The 20,241-nt window shown below is 64.1% G+C and carries 21 protein-coding genes, 1 pseudogene and 2 riboswitches; of the genes and pseudogenes, 15 read left to right on the forward strand and 7 right to left on the reverse strand.

Annotated features, from left to right (window positions below; all coding sequences use genetic code 11):
• Positions 1-111 precede the first annotated feature (111 nt).
• The 6 genes and pseudogenes from ABD742_RS00350 to mnhG all read left to right on the forward strand — a co-directional run.
• Positions 112-3,225: a Na+/H+ antiporter subunit A gene (locus ABD742_RS00350; protein ID WP_234750968.1), complete on the forward strand. Its 3,114-nt coding sequence runs from the start codon at positions 112-114 to the stop codon at positions 3,223-3,225.
• On the forward strand, positions 3,222-3,677 hold the full coding sequence (locus ABD742_RS00355; protein ID WP_234750970.1) for a Na(+)/H(+) antiporter subunit C: 456 nt from the start codon (positions 3,222-3,224) through the stop codon (positions 3,675-3,677). The genes ABD742_RS00350 and ABD742_RS00355 overlap by 4 nt, the downstream gene beginning before the upstream one ends.
• Positions 3,674-5,248 carry a Na+/H+ antiporter subunit D gene (locus ABD742_RS00360; RefSeq protein WP_234750971.1) on the forward strand — a complete coding sequence of 525 codons (1,575 nt, stop codon included), beginning with the start codon at positions 3,674-3,676 and terminating at the stop codon, positions 5,246-5,248. The genes ABD742_RS00355 and ABD742_RS00360 overlap by 4 nt, the downstream gene beginning before the upstream one ends.
• Positions 5,245-5,811 (forward strand): Na+/H+ antiporter subunit E, encoded by a 567-nt coding sequence (locus tag ABD742_RS00365; protein ID WP_234750972.1) that lies wholly within the window; start codon positions 5,245-5,247, stop codon positions 5,809-5,811. The genes ABD742_RS00360 and ABD742_RS00365 overlap by 4 nt, the downstream gene beginning before the upstream one ends.
• Positions 5,808-6,086 (forward strand): MrpF/PhaF family protein, encoded by a 279-nt coding sequence (locus ABD742_RS00370; RefSeq protein WP_078107371.1) that lies wholly within the window; start codon positions 5,808-5,810, stop codon positions 6,084-6,086. The genes ABD742_RS00365 and ABD742_RS00370 overlap by 4 nt, the downstream gene beginning before the upstream one ends.
• Positions 6,076-6,456: pseudogene (mnhG, locus tag ABD742_RS00375) on the forward strand (monovalent cation/H(+) antiporter subunit G); the annotation flags it as partial. The gene ABD742_RS00370 and the pseudogene mnhG, both read left to right, overlap by 11 nt.
• A gap of 110 nt (positions 6,457-6,566) precedes the next feature.
• On the opposite strand, the gene ABD742_RS00380 reads toward mnhG, so the two are convergent.
• A complete protein-coding gene (locus tag ABD742_RS00380) occupies positions 6,567-6,827 on the reverse strand; it encodes a DUF4235 domain-containing protein (protein ID WP_059389844.1) in 261 nt (86 codons plus the stop codon).
• 51 nt (positions 6,828-6,878) lie between these two features.
• Positions 6,879-7,670: an NUDIX hydrolase gene (locus ABD742_RS00385; protein ID WP_234750974.1), complete on the reverse strand. Its 792-nt coding sequence runs from the start codon at positions 7,668-7,670 to the stop codon at positions 6,879-6,881.
• A 148-nt stretch (positions 7,671-7,818) separates the two neighbouring features.
• Positions 7,819-7,955: riboswitch (TPP riboswitch) on the forward strand.
• Between the two features lie 73 nt (positions 7,956-8,028).
• On the opposite strand from ABD742_RS00385, the gene ABD742_RS00390 reads away from it, so the two are divergent.
• The 6 genes from ABD742_RS00390 to ABD742_RS00415 all read left to right on the forward strand — a co-directional run bounded on the left by ABD742_RS00390 (position 8,029) and on the right by ABD742_RS00415 (position 13,595).
• Positions 8,029-8,658, forward strand: a complete 630-nt coding sequence (locus ABD742_RS00390; protein ID WP_234750976.1) for an ECF transporter S component — start codon at positions 8,029-8,031, stop codon at positions 8,656-8,658.
• Entirely contained in the window at positions 8,658-10,274 is a 1,617-nt protein-coding gene (locus tag ABD742_RS00395; protein ID WP_234750977.1) for an ABC transporter ATP-binding protein, read from the forward strand. Before ABD742_RS00390 ends, ABD742_RS00395 begins: the two co-directional genes overlap by 1 nt.
• The gene (locus ABD742_RS00400) at positions 10,271-11,074 is read left to right on the forward strand and encodes an energy-coupling factor transporter transmembrane component T family protein (protein WP_234750979.1); all 804 of its coding nucleotides are present in this window, start codon (positions 10,271-10,273) and stop codon (positions 11,072-11,074) included. The genes ABD742_RS00395 and ABD742_RS00400 overlap by 4 nt, the downstream gene beginning before the upstream one ends.
• Before the next feature lie 125 nt (positions 11,075-11,199).
• On the forward strand, positions 11,200-11,430 hold the full coding sequence (locus tag ABD742_RS00405) for a hypothetical protein (protein ID WP_234750980.1): 231 nt from the start codon (positions 11,200-11,202) through the stop codon (positions 11,428-11,430).
• Positions 11,431-11,509: 79 nt separating this feature from the next.
• Positions 11,510-12,001: a hypothetical protein gene (locus ABD742_RS00410; protein WP_234750981.1), complete on the forward strand. Its 492-nt coding sequence runs from the start codon at positions 11,510-11,512 to the stop codon at positions 11,999-12,001.
• 70 nt (positions 12,002-12,071) lie between these two features.
• Entirely contained in the window at positions 12,072-13,595 is a 1,524-nt protein-coding gene (locus ABD742_RS00415; protein ID WP_234750984.1) for a UDP-N-acetylglucosamine 1-carboxyvinyltransferase, read from the forward strand.
• A 100-nt stretch (positions 13,596-13,695) separates the two neighbouring features.
• On the opposite strand, the gene ABD742_RS00420 is transcribed toward ABD742_RS00415, so the two are convergent.
• Positions 13,696-14,520: an endonuclease domain-containing protein gene (locus tag ABD742_RS00420; protein WP_234750986.1), complete on the reverse strand. Its 825-nt coding sequence runs from the start codon at positions 14,518-14,520 to the stop codon at positions 13,696-13,698.
• A gap of 243 nt (positions 14,521-14,763) precedes the next feature.
• On the opposite strand from ABD742_RS00420, the gene ABD742_RS00425 reads away from it, so the two are divergent.
• Positions 14,764-16,008: a glutamate--cysteine ligase 2 gene (locus ABD742_RS00425; protein ID WP_234750988.1), complete on the forward strand. Its 1,245-nt coding sequence runs from the start codon at positions 14,764-14,766 to the stop codon at positions 16,006-16,008.
• 9 nt (positions 16,009-16,017) lie between these two features.
• Here the strand turns inward: ABD742_RS00425 and ABD742_RS00430 are convergent, their stop codons facing one another.
• The 4 genes from ABD742_RS00430 to ABD742_RS00445 all read right to left on the reverse strand — a co-directional run bounded on the left by ABD742_RS00430 (position 16,018) and on the right by ABD742_RS00445 (position 18,514).
• On the reverse strand, positions 16,018-17,226 hold the full coding sequence (locus tag ABD742_RS00430; RefSeq protein WP_234750990.1) for an O-succinylhomoserine sulfhydrylase: 1,209 nt from the start codon (positions 17,224-17,226) through the stop codon (positions 16,018-16,020).
• Complete coding sequence (locus ABD742_RS00435) at positions 17,227-17,637, reverse strand: rhodanese-like domain-containing protein (protein WP_234750991.1); 411 nt, start codon at positions 17,635-17,637, stop codon at positions 17,227-17,229. It lies immediately after the preceding gene.
• A complete protein-coding gene (locus ABD742_RS00440) occupies positions 17,634-17,891 on the reverse strand; it encodes a DUF1737 domain-containing protein (protein ID WP_234750992.1) in 258 nt (85 codons plus the stop codon). Before ABD742_RS00440 ends, ABD742_RS00435 begins: the two co-directional genes overlap by 4 nt.
• A 10-nt stretch (positions 17,892-17,901) precedes the next feature.
• A riboswitch (SAM riboswitch) is annotated at positions 17,902-18,014 on the reverse strand.
• 140 nt (positions 18,015-18,154) lie between these two features.
• A complete protein-coding gene (locus ABD742_RS00445) occupies positions 18,155-18,514 on the reverse strand; it encodes a hypothetical protein (RefSeq protein WP_234750993.1) in 360 nt (119 codons plus the stop codon).
• 55 nt (positions 18,515-18,569) lie between these two features.
• Here ABD742_RS00445 and ABD742_RS00450 point away from each other — a divergent pair, with 55 nt between their 5' ends.
• Together ABD742_RS00450 and ABD742_RS00455 are read left to right on the forward strand one after the other, a co-directional pair.
• Positions 18,570-19,001: an Lrp/AsnC family transcriptional regulator gene (locus ABD742_RS00450; protein ID WP_234750994.1), complete on the forward strand. Its 432-nt coding sequence runs from the start codon at positions 18,570-18,572 to the stop codon at positions 18,999-19,001.
• 160 nt (positions 19,002-19,161) lie between these two features.
• Positions 19,162-20,193: an ornithine cyclodeaminase gene (locus ABD742_RS00455; protein ID WP_234750995.1), complete on the forward strand. Its 1,032-nt coding sequence runs from the start codon at positions 19,162-19,164 to the stop codon at positions 20,191-20,193.
• The last annotated feature ends 48 nt before the right edge of the window (positions 20,194-20,241 follow it).

Genomic DNA, 20,241 nt, shown 5'->3' on the forward strand with positions numbered 1-20,241 from the left:
GATGCCGACATTGTTTGTCACATGCGGTTGATAAACTACCTGCACCGAACCCAACGTTTGACCGCCTGCTCCAACTTTTGACAACTCATTCCTGACTTTGCGGAGATTCCAGTGATCACAGTTCTTGCCGTGACCTTTGCAGCGGCAACTGTGGCGCCCTGGATCTTCCGGAAGCTTCAGCGGAATGCCTTCTACGTCCTCGCAGCGGTTCCCGCCCTCGCCTTTATCTGGCTGCTCGTGCAGTATGACCGGATCTATCCCGGCCGGAGCCTTCCTGGCCCCGGGGCCCCCGCGGGCGGTTTCATCGAAGAAACCCTTCCGTGGATTCCGAACCTCAAGCTTGAATTCGCCTTCCGCATGGACGTCCTGGCGTGGGTGATGTCCTTGCTGGTCCTGGGAGTCGGCGCGTTGGTCCTGGTCTATTGCGCCCGGTACTTCAAGAACAAGGATGCCGACCTCGGCGGGTTCGGGGCCCAGCTACTTGCTTTCGCCGGGGCGATGTTCGGCCTGGTGACGGCGGACGACCTCCTGATGATGTTCATCTTCTGGGAACTCACCACCGTCCTGTCCTATCTGCTGATCGGCTATGCGCGCACCCGCCTTTCCGCGCGGCGCTCGGCTTTGCAGGCCCTCGTGGTCACCACCGCTGGTGGCCTGGCCATGCTCGTCGGCCTCATCATTCTGGCCCAGGCCGCCGGAACATACCGGATTTCGGCGATCATGACTGAAGCGGCCACCCTCGTCACGGGACCTGCGCAAGGTGCCGTTGCTGCCGCCGTCGTACTCATCCTGGTAGGGGCGATTACCAAATCGGCGCTGGTCCCTTTCCACTTCTGGCTCCCGGGTGCCATGGCCGCACCCACCCCGGTGAGCGCCTACCTGCACGCCGCGGCCATGGTGAAGGCCGGTATCTACATCGTCGCGCGCATGGCGCCGGGGTTCAGCGAAAGCCCCTACTGGTTGCCGCTGGTGCTCGGACTGGGCCTGGCAACGATGCTGGTGGGCGGCTACCGGGCGCTCCGGCAGACCGATATCAAGCTCATCCTCGCCTATGGCACCGTCAGCCAGCTGGGCTTCCTCACCATGGTGGTGGGTCTCGGCCAGCCCGACGCCGCACTGGCCGGACTCGCGCTCCTCCTCGCTCACGGACTGTTCAAGGCTTCCCTGTTCCTGGTGGTGGGCATCATCGACCACCAATCCGGCACGCGCGATATCCGCAAACTCTCGGGGGTGTACAAGTCCTCGAGGGCGCTCGCCATCGTGGCGGGGATCTCCGCCGCATCCATGGCTGGAATACCCCCGCTGGCAGGTTTCGTGGCCAAGGAATCCGTGTTCGAAGCGTTCGTCCACTACGGCACAGATCACTCCGGTACTGCCCCTGCTTCCCAACCGTGGGGGCTGGTCCTCCTAGTCGGCTTGGTCCTGGGGTCCATCCTCACGTTCGCTTACAGCGCCCGCTTCATGTGGGGTGCGTTCGCCACCAAGCCGGGCGTGGATCGGACGCCGTTCAAAGCCATCCAGCCATCGTTCCTGGCGGCGCCCGCCATCTTGAGCTTCCTCACCATCGTGTACGGCCTGTGGCCGGATCCGGTGGACGGGTGGATCCAGCCGTATGCCGCGCTCTTTGTAGAACCCGCTGCCGGAACAAACGCAGTCGGACCAACCGGAGCCGGCGCCAGCCACCTTGCGCTGTGGCACGGTCTGACTCCCGCCTTGGGATTGACCGCCGTGACGTTCGCGGCCGGAGTCGTGATGTTCTATGCCCGTAACCTCGTGTCCCGGGCGCAAAGCCGTATCCCGGACTGGGTGGACGGTGATCGCGCCTACCAGCGCACCATCGGGACCTTGGACGACGTCGCCGTCTGGGTCACCGGGCGCACGCAGCGCGGTTCCCTCTACTTCTACCTGGCGGTCATTCTCACCGTGGCTTTCGCCGTCCCGCTTACGGCCCTTATCGTGGCCAACAAGCCGCTCCCGGGCGGTCTCTTTTTGATCGACCCGAATTCGCCGCTCCAGCTCATCGCCGCGGCAGGAATCGTCGTTGGCGCGCTCGCCGCCGTTCGTGCCAACAAGCGCTTCCTCGCCGTGCTGATGGTGTCCGTCACCGGCTACGCCATCGCGCTCATGTTCGCGTTGCAAGGAGCCCCGGACCTCGCCCTAACGCAAATGCTGGTGGAGACCATCATCCTGGTGGCCTTCGTGCTCGCGATGCGCAGCCTCCCTCCGGAGCTCCGGGACCGTACCGGCGGCAAATACCGGGTGGTTCGCGTCATCATCGGTGTGGCGTTCGCGGCCACCATGATCTTCGTCGCGATCTACGCGATGGGCGCCCGCGTTGCCGAGCCTGTGTCGCTCTCCTTCCCCCGGCTGGCCTATGAAGGCGGCGGCGGACTCAACGTGGTCAACGTGACGCTGGTGGACATCCGGGCGTGGGACACCTTCGGTGAGATCTCCGTGCTGGCAGTCGCCGCTACCGGCGTCGCGAGCTTGATCTTTGTCCGCAGCAGGGGCGAGCGCCTCAACAAGGCCGCCACGATTCCCGAGGGCACTGTGGGAAGGCGCGCCGCGGCCGGCGGCAGTTCGCGCGACGACGCCTCGCTGGCACTCGTCCGCAAGTTCGCGGGCTCCCTGACAGACCCCTGGCTAGTGGCCGGCCGAACCCTGGCACCGGAACGGCGTTCCATCATTTTCGAAGTGGTCACGCGGCTGATTTTCCACTCGATGATCGTCTTTTCCGTTTACCTCCTGCTGGCGGGACACAATCTTCCGGGGGGCGGCTTCGCCGGCGGACTCACGGCCGGGCTCGCCCTGACCATCCGCTACTTGGCCGGCGGACGGTTCGAGTTGCGGGAAGCAGCACCGATCAGCGCCGGCATGCTGCTGGGAACCGGTCTTGCGACGGCGGCCGCGGCAGGCTTCGTCCCCCTGCTTCTGGGCGGCCAAGTGTTCCAAAGCGCCATCATCGAGTTCTGGCTACCGCTGTTCGGTGACATTAAATTCGTGACCTCCACGATCTTCGACATCGGCGTGTACCTCGTGGTCGTGGGCCTTGCCCTGGATGTGCTGCGCAGCCTGGGAGCCGAGATCGACGAACACTTCGAGGAGACCGCCAGCGGAGACGCGCGGGATTCAGGGGACTCCCGATCCGAAGCGCCCGCCGCCACTGCGACGACGGTAACCACTGCGCCGTCGGCAACCACTTCGCTCGGGAAGGGGACCCCATGAGCGTCAACTTGACCTTGTTGATCGTCATGGGAGTGCTCTATGCCTGTGGAATCTATTTGATCCTGGAACGCAGCCTGACCCGCGTTCTCCTGGGGCTCATGCTCCTGGCCAACGCAACCAACCTGCTGATCCTCGCCACGGGCGGATATGCCGGACTTGCCCCGCTGTTCAGCAAATCGACGGATCCGCGCGACTACAACGATCCTTTGCCGCAAGCCTTGATCCTGACGTCGATCGTGATTTCCTTCGCGGTGACGGCATTCATGCTCGGCATCATCTACCGGACCTGGGCCTTGGCGCGCCAGGACGACATCCAGGACGACGCCGAAGACCGGCGGGTCGCGAAGACACCCAGCTTTGACGTCGAAGACGACTCCGTGGTTCCTGAGGAAACGTCCGAATTCCCGGTTACGGCCGTCACCGAAGCAGCCAAAGAAGGGGGCCCCCAGTGAACATCGCCAGCCTGGCGCCGCTCGCCGTCGTACTTCCCATCCTCGGTGCCGCACTGACGTTCGCCCTGAACAAGAACCCACTGGCTCAACGCGCGGTCAGCATCGGTTTGTTGTCCCTGACCTTGCTCCTGGAATGCTGGCTCCTTGCCTCGGTATGGACCACGGGCACCGCATCCGTCACCCTGGGTGGCTGGCAGCCGCCGTTTGGCGTGGTGATGGTGGTGGACCAGTTCTCCTCGCTCATGTTGGTGGTCTCCTCCGTCATCAGCCTCGCGGTGCTGATCTACGCCACCGGCCAAGGCATGGCCGACGGCGACCGCGAGGCACCGGTGTCTATCTTCCACCCGACCTACCTGATCCTGGTAGCCGGTGTCTCGAACGCCTTCCTCACAGGTGATCTCTTCAACCTGTACGTGGGCTTCGAGATCCTTCTGACGGCGAGCTACGTCCTCATGACGCTGGGCGGCACCGGTCCGCGCATCCGCGCAGGGGTCACGTACGTGGTGGTTTCCGTCGTGTCTTCGGTGTTGTTCCTGATCGCCATTGCGATGATCTACGGAGCCACAGGTACCATCACGATGGCGGATCTCGCCATGAAGCTGGCCGAATTGGACCCGGGCACCAGGAACCTGCTCCACGTCATGCTGCTCGTGGCCTTCGGCATCAAGGCTGCCGTGTTCCCGCTGTCCTTCTGGCTGCCCGACTCGTACCCGACCGCACCCGCACCGGTTACTGCCGTGTTCGCCGGCTTGCTCACCAAGGTGGGCGTCTACGCCATGGTCCGCACGGAGACCCTTCTATTCCCCGGCGACACTTTGAATACCCCGTTGATGGTGGTAGCGCTCCTCACCATGCTGGTGGGCATTCTCGGCGCCATAGCCCAGAGCGACATCAAACGATTACTCTCCTTCACCCTGGTCAGCCATATCGGCTACATGGTGTTTGGGCTGGCCATGTCTTCCGTTGCCGGGCTTGCTGCCGCCGTCTTCTACGTGGCCCACCACATCACCGTCCAAACGAGCCTGTTCCTGGTGACCGGCTTGATCGAGCGCCGTGGCGGCAGCTCGTCCGTGGACAGGCTGGGTGGGCTCGCGAAGCTGTCTCCGCTCCTCGCGCTCTTGTTCTTCATTCCGGCCATGAACCTCGCGGGAATCCCTCCTTTCTCCGGGTTCCTGGGGAAGCTCGGACTCCTGCAGGCAGGCATCGCCCTCGGGACACCGCTGGCCATTACCTTGGTGGTGGGCGGCGTTGTCACCAGCCTCTTGACCTTGCTGGCGATTGCCCGCGTTTGGAACCGCGCATTCTGGCGGAAACCCGAGGACGCGGAATACCCGGCCGCCGTCCTCAAGGACACAGCAGCAGTCGGCCTGCTTCCGCGGACCATGGTGGGGCCAACGGCCGCGCTGGTGATCTTCGGCGTAGCGCTGACCGTCTTCGCGGGTCCGTTGTTCCAATTGGCGGGAAACTCCGCGGAACAGATGCTGGACCGCACGGCGTACATCCATTCGGTGCTCGGCGGGAATGCCAAGGTTCCGGAGATCGCCGCACCCGTGCAGGGAGGTGGGAAGTGAGCCGCAAGCGGATTTCGTTTCGCACCGAGTTGCCCCTGCTGGTCTGGCTGGTGGTCGTCTGGGGTGCGCTCTGGCGGGACTTCAGCCCGGGCAACTTGTTGTTCGGTGCGCTGATCGCGGTGGTCGTGGCCAGGGTCTTCTACTTGCCTCCCGTGGAGCTCAGCGGGCGTTTCAACGTGTTGCGCGCCGTTCCTTTCGCCGCCGTGTTCCTTGGCAGAGTGGTGGCCGCGAGCTTCCAGGTCATGTACCTGGCGGTCTTCCGAGGGCCTTCGGTAACCAACGCCGTGGTCGCAGTTCCTCTGCGCAGCCATTCCGACCTCATGGTGACCGCCACAGGGCACGTTATTTCGCTGATTCCGGGTTCCTTGGTGGTAGAGGTGGATCGCTCCACGTCCACGCTCTACATCCACGGGCTCAATGTCCGCAACGATGTGGACACCGCCAAGCTGCGCAAGGAAGTCCAGGATACGGAGGCCTCGCTGATCCGGATCATGGGTTCCCGCGCGGAAATGGACGCACTCCAGGCCGAAGGCTGGCCTGCAACGAGAGGAGCTGGTTCGTGAAAGACATCGTGCTGATCGTCACGGCGGTGATTCTTAGCCTGGCGGCGGCAGGCGCGATCTACAGGATCGCCGTCGGGCCTTCCCTGCTGGACCGGGTGCTCGCCTCAGACGTCCTGCTCGCCATACTGGGCGCCGCGCTGGCCATCGACATGGCCGTCAACAGACACCTCAACAACCTCGTGCTGCTCGTCGCACTGACGCTGATCGGGTTCGTTGGCTCGGTGACGGTGGCCCGCTTCGTGGCCGACCGGAGGGGACAGGTCAATGACTCCTAATGCCACCGGAATTGACTCCGTGATCGATGCCGTCACCGCGGTACTGCTGATTGTTGGTGCGCTGATGTCATTGGGCGCCGCAATCGGCCTGTTGCGTTTCCCGGACCTCATGAGCCGCATGCACGCAGCTACCAAGCCGCAAGTGCTGGGGCTGTTCCTTGTCTTGGCGGCCATCGGGCTGCAGATGCGCGAATGGTGGGTATGGCCGATCCTGGCAGTCGCCTGGATCTTCCAACTGCTGACCGTTCCCGTGTCCGCACACATGGTGGGCCGCGCAGGCTACCGGACCAAGCACCTCCACCCCGAGTTGCTCAGCTCCGACGAACTCGAGGCCGTGGTGCTGCGGGCTGCCGGTCAACGGGCGGCGGAGAAAGCTCAAGAAGCGGACTCGGCAATGCCCCACACCGGGAACGGCCGCAACGGCGGGGGCGCGGGCGGCCCCGGCGCCAACGGCGGGGGCGCCAACGGCGGGCCGTCAGCCTAGACGATGTCCTGCGTCTTCGAGAAGCGCGAGATGGCGCGCTGGGTACTGCGGCTTGCGAAAACCTGGATGACAGCGCTGACAGTCGCCGAAATCAGGGCGAAGGTCAGTGCCGAGCGCAGGCTTGCCTCCATGTCATCGTGACCCTTGGGAGGCTTCTTGCCGGTGGACTTTTCCCACAACGCATTGACGAGCTTGGTGCCGACAAAGCCTGCGCCGATGCTCACGCCAGTGCCGAGCAGTTTGATGAGGAGGTTCATTCCGGGACTCCTTGCGGGAGGAAACAGGACCGTCCCCAGCCTAACCCCACTTCAGGGCTGTTCCGGAGCAACGGATGGCGGTTGGCGCCTCAGCCGGAAGAACTCCTCCAAGGCTCCAGGCTTTGGACGGACGGGCATGATGTCACGGTCTTCGGCCAGGATCGCTTCCACCGTGCCGAGGGCGAGTAGCTCATCCAGCAGCGCCAGCGTGGGCGGCATGAGCTTGAGGGTTCCGGCGGCTTCGGCATCCAGGATTCCGCGGACCGGCATCCACAAGGACGATGACGCTTCCGTGGTTTGGTGCTTTGGTTCGGCACCGGAAAGCGGGCAGGCAAGGTAGAAGTATGTGTCGAAGCGCTTGGGCTGGTCTGCCGGTGTGACCCAGTTGGCCCACGGGCGGAGGGTGGCGGCGTCGAGCTTCAGCCCGGCCTCTTCGAACACCTCGCGCTGCGCGGCCGCCAGTACCCGGCCGGCGTTGAACCCGGCGGAAGTGGGCTCGACGGCGATGCTGCTCCGGTGCCATGCGGTGGCGTGCCGCTCGACGACGTCGTCCGCGAAGTCCCAGCCGGAGCTGTCCACCTGGTCCACCCGTCCGCCCGGAAAGACAACCATGCCCGCGGCGAAATCCATCGTGCTTACCCGGTGCTGAACGAACACTTCCAGGCCGCGCCCGGCATCCGCGGGAACCTCCGGGCCTGACTGAATCGTGTAAACGGGGGCCTCGCGGACGAGGATCACGCTCGCGGCGAGCCTAGGTTCGGCCACCGTGGTGCTGTTCGCTTCGACAATGCCTGCCAAGACTGCTCCTTTGCCCGCTTGCTGCGTCACATTCTGCTGGATCATTCTCCCAGTTTCTGTACGCGCCCGCGCCATTCCGGGCCTGCCTGTGCTCACCCGGCGAATGATCCAGCAGAATCCGTCGTTACGCGTTTTGGCACAGCGCCCGCAACCCCGCCAAGGTGTAAACTGAACCACGCCCAAAAGGGTGGATTGATAACGACAGGGGAGCGCCGCCGTCGGGCTTGCAGCAATGCGGCACGGAGGACGGGCGCTGAGAGTGCGGACAGCCGCAGACCCTCGAACCTGATCCGGCTAGTACCGGCGCAAGGGAGTCGAGTTCTCATAGTGCCCGGACCGGCGCAGCGGAAGCCGCTCGCAGGCAACCGGAACACTTTCCCCTCCTGTTCCTCAGGAGGACAAAATGACTGGTATTTCTGCAAGGCCGGGCCTCACCAAGCCTGGTTACAACTGGCGCGTCGTGGACATCGTCGTGGCGGCACTGATCTCCATCGCCGGTGGCGTGATCTTCTGGGCATGGGACCAGATGGCTCTGGTTGTTACGCCCGTGACCGCCGGCTACCCTCCGCTGGGCGGCCTGATCGCTGGCGGTTGGATGATTCCGGCAGTGCTGGGCATGCTCGTTGTCCGCAAGCCCGGTGCGGCAATTTTCTGCGAAATGGTGGCCGCCACCAGCGAGCTCATCATGGGTAACCAGTACGGCACCACGGTCCTGATCTCGGGCCTGCTCCAGGGCCTCGGCGCGGAACTCATTTTCCTGGCCTTCATGTACAAGAAGTTCAACCTGCCGGTGTCCCTGCTGGCCGGTGCCGGCGCGGGCCTGTTCTGTGGGTTGAACGATTCCTTCCTGCCGTGGGGCTGGAACATCGCCTACGAGGTCGGCGACAAGCTCGCGTACATCGTGTTCTGCACGATCTCTGGTGCCGTCATCGCCGGTGCCCTGGCCTGGATCGCGACCCGCGGCCTGGCCAAGACCGGTGTCCTGAGCGCGTTCGCGTCCCGCAAGGCCGCCTCGGAGCCCGTCTTTTCCTGATGCCAAGTCCTGATTCCGGCACCCCTGCTGTGGTGCGACCCGCCGCCATTTCCGCGCACGGGTGGGGCTGGCGGCACGCTGGCCGCACCACGCAGGCCATCCACGCCTTGGACCTGGACATCCGTCCCGGCGAGCGCGTGCTCCTGCTTGGCCCCTCGGGCGCGGGCAAGTCGACGCTCCTGCATGCCCTGGCGGGCGTTCTGGGCGAGGACGGTGACGACGCCGACGAGACCGGCTCGTTGCTCGTGGATGGTGTTTCGCCGAAGGCCCAGCGGGGCCGTGCCGGACTCATGCAGCAGGACCCCGAAACCCAGGTGGTGCTTTCCCGGCTGGGCGACGACGTCGCTTTCGGCGCCGAGAACCTTTGCGTGCCGCGGGAAGAGATCTGGAAACGCGTCCATGAAGCGCTCGACGACGTCGGGCTGCGGAACAGTTCCAGCGGCGACTTTGCGCTCGACCACCCGACGTCGGCGCTCTCGGGCGGGCAGAAACAGCGCCTTGCGCTCGCCGGCATCCTGGCCATGCGGCCTGGCTTGATCCTCCTGGACGAGCCGACCGCCAACCTGGACCCGGCTGGCGTGCTCGAGGTCCGCGATGCCGTGGGCCGCTGCCTGGACAAGACCGGCGCCACCTTGGTGGTGGTGGAGCATCGGGTCTCGGTCTGGAAAGACCTTGTGGACCGGATCGTGGTCCTCCAGCCGGGCAGCTCCTCCTCCACGGGAGGGTCGACGCCAGGGGTGCTCCTGGACGGCGATCCGGACACCGTTCTGGCTCAAGCAAGGGACATGCTCACTGCTGCGGGCGTCTGGGTGCCCGGGTACGTGCCGGCCACCCGGCCACGTTCGGGCACGGCCGCCGGCTCCGGAACAGCAGCCGGCTCCGGGGCGAGGAGCGGGGGAGAGCTGCTGCTCGCTACACAGGAGCTCGCGGTGTCCCGCGAAAGGCCGCGGCGCCGGGGGTTCAAAACCATCCTGCCCCTTCCTGTGCAGGCCGGACTCGACGCCGAAGTGCTCGCCGGGCAGGCCCTGACCATCACCGGCCCCAACGGCGCCGGAAAATCGACCTTCGCTTTGACCCTCGCGGGCCTGTTGGCACCAGTGTCCGGCACGGTGACTGCCGCCGTCGGGCTCAGTGAAGGCGCCGGCACCGACCCTTTCAAGTGGAAGGCCCAGCAGCTGATCTCCCGGATCGGGACCGTGTTCCAAGAGCCCGAGCACCAGTTCGTCACCGGCCGCGTGCTCGACGAGCTCATGTTCGGCCCCAAGCACCTTGGCCATGGCGAGGAGCGAGTGGACGAATTGCTGGAGCGGCTGCGTCTGGGGCATCTCGTGGACGCCAATCCGTACACGCTCTCCGGGGGCGAAAAGCGGCGGCTATCCGTGGCCACGGTGCTCGCCGCGCACCCCCGCGTCCTGGTGCTGGACGAACCCACCTTCGGCCAGGACGCGAACACGTGGGCCGAGCTTGCGTCGTTCCTGTCCGAACTGCTCGACGCCGGCACATCCGTGGTTTCCGTAACCCACGACCAGGAATTCAGCTCCGTCCTGGGCGGCACCGAGATGCGGCTCGAGCCTGCGCTCCAAGGCGCGGCCCGGCAGGAAGCGGGTGCGGCATGAGGCAAACCCTGACCCTGCGCGGTAACAATGCCCTTCTGAGTCGCGCGAATCCGCTGGCCAAGTTCGTGTCGGTCTTCCTGATCACCTTGGTGTTGGCGCTGTCCATTGACCTGGTGTCCGCCTCGACGGCGCTCCTCGGCGAACTGGCGCTATTCCCCCTCGCGGGGCTCACCGTGCGCTTGTTGTGGCAGCGCGGCTGGCCCCTGATCATCGCGGCGGCGCTGGGCGGCTGGAGCACCGCGATCCTGTCGGCCGACAGGGGCAGGATACTGCTAGACGTCGGGATCTGGTCTATCAGCGAAGGCTCGCTGCAGCTGGGACTCGGGTTCATGCTGCGCGGCTTGGCGATCGCGTTGCCGGCCATTCTCCTGATGAGTTGCACCGACCCGACCGATCTCGCCGATGCCCTGGCGCAGAAGGCGAAACTGCCGCACCGTTTTGTCTTGGGCACCTTGGCCGCGCTGCGGCTCGTGGGGCTCATGGCGGAGGAGTGGCAGACCATCGGTATGGCACGGCGCGCGCGGGGTGTCGGCTCGCACGGGAGCCCGCAGCAACGCTTCAAGGCCATGCTCGGCCAAAGCTTCGGGCTGCTGGTCCAAGCGATCCGTCGTGCGTCCCGCTTGGCTGTGACGATGGAGGCGCGAGGCTTCGGCGGTGGACGGCGGACCTGGGCGCGCGAATCCACCTACAGCCGCCTGGACGTCTGGGTTCTGGCTGGCGGGTTGGTCATCGCAGCCGCGGCCGTGCTCGCGGCCCAATGGGCAGGGACGTGGCACTTCGTCTGGCTGAAGCAGGGTTAGAGATTCGGTGAGTCTTTCGAAAGCAAGATTTAATACTCAAATGAGAAAAGATTCTTGAATTGCCTTCCTGGCCGCCATACGCTTGATGCGAGAGTTTGAAACGCCCGCATCGGAGGAGTGGCAGCATGGGATCGACATTGCAGAAAGCACCAAGGCAGCAAGGACTGCGCCCCAGGCGACCGCTCGCCGTCGCGTCCACTGGCGACCACTGCCCGGTGAGCGGGACGTGGGTGGCGGAGGGCGAAGAGATGCGATCGCAGCGTTTCTTCGAGGGAAACATCATGCCTCCCGTGCAGGACGCGTCCGTGGTGTGGAGGCTCGCCGAAGCCGCCTCCCCTTGGCATGTACTCGTATAGAGCCGGACTGGAGCACGGGCTACATCTGGGCGCGAGCCTGGGACGACGAGGCCGCGGCGTGGAACAGGAGGGACGGCGAATGCCGTCCGAGCGTCGTCCACTAAGCGCCGCTGAGGATGATGAGCTAGTCCGGATTCGGCAGTCTTTGGTGGCGGCCCGTTTGGTTCGGGCCCGCATCGACAGCAGCATCAGGACACTGCTGCGCGTTCGTGGAGAACGGGTGGCACTGGCGTTGGCGGACCGGCTTCCAGTGACCGGCATTGCGGCAGCTTCTGGAATAAAGCGCATTGAGGTCAAGCGGGTGGGCATCGGCTACCTGGAGCTGCCTTTTAGCGGCCTTGGACACGATGTCCATCTGCTCGGCCTTAATGGCGTCGCGCGGGCCCTGGCGGCCGCGATGGATGAGAAGTCCAGGTGCGAGGAGCGGATGCAGGCTGCAGTCCTTATGGCCCTGCGCAGCGGGATGTTGGATGTTTTTGCTGTGGCATCCCTGACGGGAACCACGGCGGAGAGGATTCGCGAGACGGTGCGTGGTGCTAAATTGCCAACGTGTATCGCACGAAACGACTAGCATGCGGCAAATACGGCGTGTTGCGCCACAAAATGGGCTCCGGGTAGACCATTTATGATATTTATTGGTCATGACGCAACCGACTGCCGAACATGTAGGTCTCCTTCTTCGCGACGCCCGCGGCGAAAAGGGTTGGACACAGGGACAGCTCGCTTCGGAACTGGGCACCAGCCAAAGCGCCATTGCCCGGATGGAACAGGGCAAGCAGAACCTCAGCCTCCGCATGATCGAGCGCCTTGAGTCGATCTTCGGGCGAACCATCGTCAAAGTCGGCAAACGGCAGATGACCCACTTGCGCGTGGAGGGCGGACGCACGCTCTCCGGCTCGGTGGACGTCAACAGCAGCAAGAACGCCGGCGTCGCACTGCTTTGCGCGAGCCTCATCAATCGCGGCACCACCACCTTGCGTCGGCTTGCCCGGATCGAAGAGGTCAACCGGATCGTCGAGGTCTTGACCTCCATCGGTGTCGAGTGCACCTGGCTGAACGGCAACGATCTGCGCATCCGCCGCCCGGAGACCCTGGACCTCGCCTCCATGGACGTGGAGGCCGCTCGCCGCACGCGCAGCGTCATCATGCTGCTGGGCCCCCTCCTCGATGAGGCGGCCTCGTATCAACTGCCCTACGCCGGCGGATGCGATCTCGGGACCCGAACCGTGGAACCGCACATGCAGGCGTTGCGGCAGTTCGGACTCTCGGTGGAGGCCAAGTCCGGCTTCTATTCCGTGCAGGCCCCACCGGCCGACGGCGACCACCGCACCTTCGTGCTCACGGAGCGCGGTGACACCGTGACGGAGAATGCCATCATGGCCGCCGCACACCGCAGCGGTACCACCGTGATTCGCAATGCCAGCCCCAATTACATGGTGCAGGACCTCTGTTTCTACTTGCAGGGGCTTGGCGTGGTGATCGACGGCATCGGGACAACCACCCTGAAGATCACGGGCCGCCCGGCGATCGACGTCGACATTGAGTACTTCCCGTCCGAAGACCCGATTGAGGCCATGAGCCTGATCACCGCGGGCATCGTGACCAACTCGGAGGTCACCATCTGCCGGGTCCCCATCGAGTTCATGGAGATCGAACTGGCCACGCTTGAGCAGATGGGCCAGCAGCTCGACATCTCCGGCGAGTACTTTGCGCGCAACGGACGGACGCGCCTTGTGGATGTCACCACCAAGCCATCACGATTGCGTGCCCCGGAGGACAAGATCCATCCGATGCCGTTCCCCGGGCTGAACATCGACAACTTGCCGTTCTTCGCGGTCATTGCCGGCAACGCCGAGGGCCAGACCATGATCCACGACTGGGTCTACGAGAACCGGGCAATCTATTTGACGGAGCTCAACAAGCTCGGCGCCCAGGTTCAACTGCTCGATCCGCACCGCATCTACGTCAATGGCCCCACCAAATGGCGCGGCGCGGAAGTCGGATGCCCCCCGGCGCTCCGACCCGCAGCTTGCCTGCTGTTGGCCATGCTGGCGGCCCGGGGCACGTCCGAGTTGCGCAACATCTACGTGATTGAGCGCGGATACGAGGACCTGGCCGAGCGGCTCAACACCATCGGTGCCAAGATCGAGTACTTCCAGGACTGACGACGTCGGATTTTGCACGATCATTCGCCGCAGCTGGCTAGCAAACCGCGGAATCGTCGAGCCAGACTATTTGTCCAGCGGAATGATTGTGCAGAATCCTTCACCCGCGAGGGCAGCCGCGTTCCAGCATGGCTCGGATTTCCCGGAGAACGGCGTCCGGATTGTTCCATATTTGTTCGGGTGGGTAGCTCAACACTGCGTAACCCTGGGTTTGCGCGACGTTGGACCGGCTCATGTCCCTGCGCCAGGCTTCGCGTGAACCGTGGAATTGGAAGCCGTTGATCTCAACAACGAGCCAGCCTTCGATCAGGAAGTCCACCCGCCCGACGCAGGCGATCTGGACTTGGCGGCGGAACTTGAACCCCGCTGATTCGAATAGGAGTCGCGCGCTGATCTCTGGTACCGACTCCGACAAACCGTCAGCCTTTGCCAGGCGCATCCGGGCGGCTCCGTAGTATTTTGCAGTCAATTCGGACTCAAGAACGGCCCTTGGTACACCGTGATGCTGGATGGCAGACTGCGCCATGGCTATGGCGTCTACTTCGCTGAGGCATGTCAGTCCGTGAATAACGGTGTCCTCAAGGCTAGCGATGGGCAGATTTTGGTCCGGTTCGAATCGAAGGCGGCCATGCCTGGCGAAGTGTCGGCCGCGGTGATGTTTGCTGACCAGATGTGGGCTCCCCGGCCGGTCCTTGAGCCAAAGCTGGTAACGGGAGGCGCTGGATGCGCAGGTCAGGAGTGAATTGTCGATGATGGCCTGCAGAAATTCGGGGTCCGCGTCCGGTAAGGCCCAGACACCTTTGCGCGGTTGGACAGCTCCGGCAGAAGCCAATCCGCGCACAGCGCGCTCGGAGTAGCCCTCCCGGCGTAGCAAGCCAACCCGGGCTACTCCGCCGAGCGATTTCAAGAATTCCAACGGGTCCATGGATCGAGCTAGCCACGATTCCGGCCCTCTTTGGCCCGGGAAATGACTCTATGTGGACAGACCGGGCTGTGGAGGAGCGGTCCGGCGTCGGATTTCGCACGATGATTCGCCGCAGCTGAGGGACCGGTCACGGAATCGCGCGCCTCGGAAGTTCATCCAGCAGAATGATCCAGCAGAATCCTTCGGGGGGGCCGCAAAATCCCGAGCTGTCTTGGCGAGGCTGCCATGGCGCACAATTGATCCGTGCGCACTTTTGGTGTGGAAGAGGAATTGCTGATCGTCGATCCCGTGACCGGCGAGCCGCTCGCCCTTGCCGACGCGCTCCTCTCGGGGCCCGCCAACGACGGCCCGGCCCAGGACGGCCCCGAAGCCGGTCCGCCCCTTGAAGAGATCGACGGCCCTGATACCGGCCTAAGCCACGAGCTCAAGCTTGAACAGATCGAAACCCAGACCCGGCCATGCCGCAGCTACGCCGAGCTCCTGCACCAGATCCGCAGGGCCCGGGGCCTCGCGAGCCACGCCGCACGGCGCCACGGCGCAAGGATCGCCGCGTTGGCCACATCACCGGTGGACGCCGCATTGCACACCACTCCGGATCCTCGGTACGCCATCATGCTCGAACGCTTCGGCATCACCGCGCACGAACAGCTCACGTGCGGATTCCACGTCCACACTTCGATCGAGTCCCCGGAGGAAGGCGTGATGGTCCTGGACCGCATCCGGGACAAGCTCGCTGTCTTCACCGCGATCAGCGCCAATTCGCCGTACTGGCGGGGACTGGCTACGGGTTTTGAGAGCTACCGGACGCAGGCGTGGAACCGCTGGCCGTCGTCGGGGCCGTCAGCCATCTTCGGTTCCTTGGCTTCCTACCGGCGAGTTGTCTCGAGGCTCATCGAAACGGGAGTGTTGCTGGACGAGGGGATGGTTTACTTCGACGCCAGGCTGTCGCGGCACGTTCCCACCGTGGAGGTCCGGGTGGCCGATGTCTGCCTCCGGGCCGAGGATGCGGCGCTCATCGCGGTGCTCGTCAGGGCCTTGGTTGAGACTTCTGTTCGTGAGTACCATGCCGGAATAGAGCCGGCGGCCGTGCCTACGGCGCTTTTGCGGATGGCGTCCTGGCAGGCAAGCAACTTTGGACTCCGCACCGAACTGCTGGACTTCGGAACCTTCCGCCCGGAGCCCGCCGCGGACGTCGTCTGGTCGTTGGTGGAGTATCTGGAACCTGTGCTCGCCGAACAGGGTGAATTCGACTTGGTCCAAACCGGCGTGGCAGCCATCCTGGGCCGCGGCAACGGCGCTATCGAACAGCGTGGTGTTGCCGGGCGCTGGAGCGAGACCAACGGGGGCGCGCCCGACGCCGCCGGGTTGGCCGCCGTCGTCGAGCACGCCGTTCAGATCACGATGCGCTCGGAGAGGGACGAGAGCGACACCAAGCCGCAGCCCGTCCTCACCTGGGTGCGCCAGGACTGGCGCGAAGCGCCGGGTTAACCCGCCGGGCTAGATCTGCTTGAGGGCCCGCTCCAGGTCCCCGATGAGGTCGCCCACATCCTCCAGCCCCACCGAAAGCCGCACGACGCCGTCGCTCAGGCCAATGGCCGCTCGGCCTTCCGGACCCATGGCGCGGTGCGTGGTCGTGGCGGGGTGGGTGATGAGGGACTTTGAGTCGCCGAGGTTGTTCGAGATGTCGATGACGGCGAGACCGTCCAGCAGCGCGAAGGCGGCCTCTTTCGCCGATCGCCCCGCCGAGGGGAGCAGCTCAAAGGTGAGCACGGTTCCGCCGGCCTTCATTTGCTTCGCGGCCAGCTCGTACTGTGGGTGCGACTTCAGCAGGGGGTACTTGACCCAACTGATGGCCGGCTGATCCTCAAGCCATTCGGCGATCCGCAACGCAGACGCCGAGGAGTGGTTGACGCGCAGCGCCATGGTCTCCAGGCCTTTGGTCAGGACCCAGGCGTTGAACGCGGAAAGCGACGGACCGGTGTGCCGCATGAGCTGCTTGACGGGACCGTCGATGAACTCCTTGGTGCCCAGGATCGCTCCGCCCAGGACCCGGCCTTGGCCATCGATGTGCTTGGTGCCCGAGTAGACAATCACGTCTGCGCCGAGATCGCCGCAGCGCTGCAGCAGGGGAGTGGCAAAGACGTTGTCGACGACGACGGTGGCGCCCGCCGCGTGAGCGAGCTCGCTCACCGCCGCGATGTCCACGATTTCCTGCATGGGGTTCGACGGCGACTCGAAGAAGACTGCCGTTGTCGGCTCGGACAACGCGGCACGCCACTGGTCCAGGTCGGGTCCGTCGACGAAGACGGTCTCGACGCCCCAGCGCGGCAGGATCTCGTTGAGGATCACGAAACAGGAACCGAAGAGCGAGCGGGCGGCGACCACGCGGTCACCAGCAGCCAGCAACGCACCGAGGGCGGTGAAGACAGCAGACATGCCCGACGCCGTCGCGAAGCACGCTTCGGTGCCTTCCAACAGGCGGAGGCGCTCCTGGAAAGTGGCCACGGAGGGGTTGCCGTAACGGGAGTAGACGAAGCGCTCGTCCTCGCCCGTGAATGCGCGCTCGGCGGCGGCGGCGGACTCATAGACGAAGCCGGAGTTCAGGAAGACGGCCTCGGACGTTTCTTGGAAGTTGGTGCGGTCGAGACCGCCGCGGACTGCCTGGGTGTCAGGGCTCCAGCCGGCGGCGTCAGGATTGAAAGTCACTTAGATGTTCCCCAGGTTCGTCGGAAGTCCACGGTTTTTCCAGCCGTTCACGGTTCGCTCGCCGTAGCGGTCCGGTTCGCCCTCAAAGCCCTCGAGGACGTTGTAGGCGGTGTAGCCGGCCTGGGTTGCGGCGATCGCGGCGGCGATGGAACGCTGGCCGGAGCGGCAGAGGAAGACCAGCTCGGTGCCGTCCGCTTCCGGAGCCTGTTGCGTCAGCTCTTCGATGAAACGCGTGTTGGGGATGCCGCCGGCCAGGTTCCACTGGATGAACAGGGGATCGTTTTCCGTGGCTTTGGTATCAGGGATCCCGATGTGTGCCCACTCGCCTTCGGTGCGGACGTCCACGAGGATGGCGCCTTGCTCGAGCTTGGCCCAGGCGTCGTGCGGACTGAGGTCGCCTGCGTAGCTCATGCGTGGCCCTCGCCGTCGAACTCTTCATCAAGCTGATCCACCGCATTGGCAACGGCGGCATCCGCGCTCGCGATCGCCGCGGGCAGGACGATGGCCTGTGCCACGATCACGTCGGTGCCGTTGAAGGTCGCGGCCGGGCTCCCGTGCAACACGTATCCCTCCGCGAGGGCGGTGGAGATCCGCTCGCAGAATTCCTTGGTGTCAGGGCCCGTGACGAGACGGTAGGAGAGTTTTTCTTCGGTGGGTTCAGGCATTGGTGCTCCTCAGTCACGCTTGCAGTTCGAAAGTGTCGATACGCCGAGTAGTCACCTGAGGCACCCCGCCGGAGAGAGGGTTGCCGACCAGCAAGTCAGGGCTTCGCGCTGGTGCTCATTACTCAAGAAGAAAATAACATCCACGACGGCGGCCTGCATCACCGGCCGTCGTCATGTTCCGTAACCGGACGGCAGCCGGCGGGGCCCACGCTGGCGAGGGCCCCGGGCTGAGCTTGCGAAGACTGGGAGCCAGTGGGTGGGCTCTAGGCCTCGGTTTCATTCGGCAGCGGTTCCAGGCTCGCCTGTATGCGGGGCGGAAGGGCATCAAGCCGTGACGCTACTCCCGAGGGGGAGTGATGAAAAGTGGAACCTTGATGCTTCCGGATTTCCAGCAGCTCGTGTACGGATATCCCCGTGGCCGTGGCGAGTGCATGCAGCGAGAGGCTGTTGTGATGAGCCAAGGCAAAAACCACGCCTGACAGGGCTTCGAAACCCTCTGTCTCGTAGATTTCCTTTACCAAGTTGGACATGCCGTTCGCATCATCGATTGATCCCGCTGACGCACCAGTCGCCATGGCCGTCAGGGACCATGCAGCAGAGTCGGGGCTGATGTAGATGCTCATGTCGATACCCTACGGACTCAGGCCCGCTTGGGGAATGGGCGATACGTTTATCTTTATGGCAGCACTCACCGACCTTGACCGTCAGCTCCTCTCCGCCCTCCGGGAAGACGGAAGGGCGTCCGTGGCGAGCCTCGCGCGTAAGCTGGGCGTCGCCAGGGCCACTGTGAATAGCAGGCTCGAGCGTCTTGTCTCCTCCGGAACCATCGTTGGTTTCACTGCGAGGGTCCGCGACGAGGTCGATCCACTTGCGATTAGAGCTATTGCGCTTATTGCCGTGGAGGGAAGATCGGCCGACAAAGTCATTCGCCAGCTCAGGGGACTTCCAGAGATTTGGGCGCTGCACACCACGAATGGCGGTTGGGACCTCGTGGCCGAGCTACGCACGGAAAGCCTCAGCGACTTTGACCAGGTACTCGGAAGGATCCGCGGCATCGACGGGATCGTCAATAGCGAGACGAGCCTGTTGCTCAGTTCCGTCCTGCGGTAGTCGCCCGCATGACGGACGCTTGCCGAATGATCATTGTGTACATACGGATGGGTGATTTTGTATGGATTTTCAATGAAAAGTACATACTTTGGCAATTGTGGATGCATATCGCCGCTCCGTAGCCTCGTAACAACAGTGCTTATGAGGGAAAGGAGCGCACATGACACGCTTTGTCGATGTCCGCAACATGGTTCGCTGGACGGCCGGGCGGGGCCCGGAGACCATCATCTCGGAGATGATTCAGTACTTGGAAGACGACTTCCGGCGGTGGGAGTCTTTTGACAAGACTCCGCGGGTGGCAAGTCACACCCCATTTGGGGTCATCGAGCTGATGCCCACCAGCGACCAGGAAACATACGGCTTCAAGTATGTAAATGGACACCCTTCGAATCCAGCGCGTGGCTTCCAGACCGTGACAGCTTTCGGTGTCCTGTCCGACGTCCATAACGGCTACCCGACGTTCCTCGCAGAGATGACAGTGCTGACAGCGCTGCGAACGGCGGCCACGTCCGGGATGGTCGCAAAGAAACTCGCGCGCCCCGATGCCCGGATCATGGCGATGATCGGAACCGGAACCCAATCGGAGTTTCAGGCCCTGGCCTTCCGGGCGGCGTTGGGTATAAACAGTGTCAGGATCTGGGACACGGATCCGGTTGCGATGGAGAAGTTCGTCCGGAACATGGCTCCCCTGGGCTTCGACATCACCATCGCAGGCTCGGCGGCCCACGCAGTGGAGGGCGCCGACGTCATCACCACGTGCACGGCGGACAAAGCCAATGCCACTATCCTGACGGCAGACCAGGTTTCGCCGGGTGTCCACATCAACGCGATCGGTGGCGACTGCCCGGGGAAGACCGAACTCGACGCTGCCATCCTGGGCCTCGGCGACGTCTTTGCGGAATACGATCCCCAGACGCGGATTGAGGGCGAGATCCAGCAAATGTCCGCCGATTTTCCCGTCACCGAATTCTGGCAGGTCCTGGGCGGTCACGCGCCAGGCCGGACCTCCGGGGACCAGATCACGATATTCGATTCCGTGGGCTTCGCGATCGAGGACTTTTCCGCCTTGCGGTATCTCCGCGACGCCGTTGAGGGTTCAGAATTCTTCGAGGAGATCGACCTCGTCGCGAACCCCGATGACCCCAAGGACCTCTTCGGTTTGGTGCGGGCGCTTTCTCCGATCGGATCCTGAGAAGTCTGGTGCGCCGGCCCCAGAACCGGCGCACCAGACGTTTTTATC

This window comes from Arthrobacter ramosus (genome assembly GCF_039535095.1).
Lineage (GTDB): Bacteria > Actinomycetota > Actinomycetes > Actinomycetales > Micrococcaceae > Arthrobacter > Arthrobacter ramosus.

Excerpts from the sequence above, each read along its gene's own strand:
- ABD742_RS00355 (WP_234750970.1), top strand. The coding sequence starts at position 3,222 with ATGAGCGTCAACTTGACCTTGTTGATCGTCATGGGAGTGCTCTATGCC.
- ABD742_RS00380 (WP_059389844.1), bottom strand. The coding sequence starts at position 6,827 with ATGAACCTCCTCATCAAACTGCTCGGCACTGGCGTGAGCATCGGCGCA.
- ABD742_RS00385 (WP_234750974.1), bottom strand. The coding sequence starts at position 7,670 with ATGATCCAGCAGAATGTGACGCAGCAAGCGGGCAAAGGAGCAGTCTTG.
- ABD742_RS00390 (WP_234750976.1), top strand. The coding sequence starts at position 8,029 with ATGACTGGTATTTCTGCAAGGCCGGGCCTCACCAAGCCTGGTTACAAC.
- ABD742_RS00395 (WP_234750977.1), top strand. The coding sequence starts at position 8,658 with ATGCCAAGTCCTGATTCCGGCACCCCTGCTGTGGTGCGACCCGCCGCC.
- ABD742_RS00400 (WP_234750979.1), top strand. The coding sequence starts at position 10,271 with ATGAGGCAAACCCTGACCCTGCGCGGTAACAATGCCCTTCTGAGTCGC.
- ABD742_RS00405 (WP_234750980.1), top strand. The coding sequence starts at position 11,200 with ATGGGATCGACATTGCAGAAAGCACCAAGGCAGCAAGGACTGCGCCCC.
- ABD742_RS00410 (WP_234750981.1), top strand. The coding sequence starts at position 11,510 with ATGCCGTCCGAGCGTCGTCCACTAAGCGCCGCTGAGGATGATGAGCTA.
- ABD742_RS00415 (WP_234750984.1), top strand. The coding sequence starts at position 12,072 with ATGACGCAACCGACTGCCGAACATGTAGGTCTCCTTCTTCGCGACGCC.
- ABD742_RS00420 (WP_234750986.1), bottom strand. The coding sequence starts at position 14,520 with ATGGACCCGTTGGAATTCTTGAAATCGCTCGGCGGAGTAGCCCGGGTT.
- ABD742_RS00435 (WP_234750991.1), bottom strand. The coding sequence starts at position 17,637 with ATGAGCTACGCAGGCGACCTCAGTCCGCACGACGCCTGGGCCAAGCTC.
- ABD742_RS00440 (WP_234750992.1), bottom strand. The coding sequence starts at position 17,891 with ATGCCTGAACCCACCGAAGAAAAACTCTCCTACCGTCTCGTCACGGGC.
- ABD742_RS00445 (WP_234750993.1), bottom strand. The coding sequence starts at position 18,514 with ATGAGCATCTACATCAGCCCCGACTCTGCTGCATGGTCCCTGACGGCC.
- ABD742_RS00450 (WP_234750994.1), top strand. The coding sequence starts at position 18,570 with ATGGCAGCACTCACCGACCTTGACCGTCAGCTCCTCTCCGCCCTCCGG.
- ABD742_RS00455 (WP_234750995.1), top strand. The coding sequence starts at position 19,162 with ATGACACGCTTTGTCGATGTCCGCAACATGGTTCGCTGGACGGCCGGG.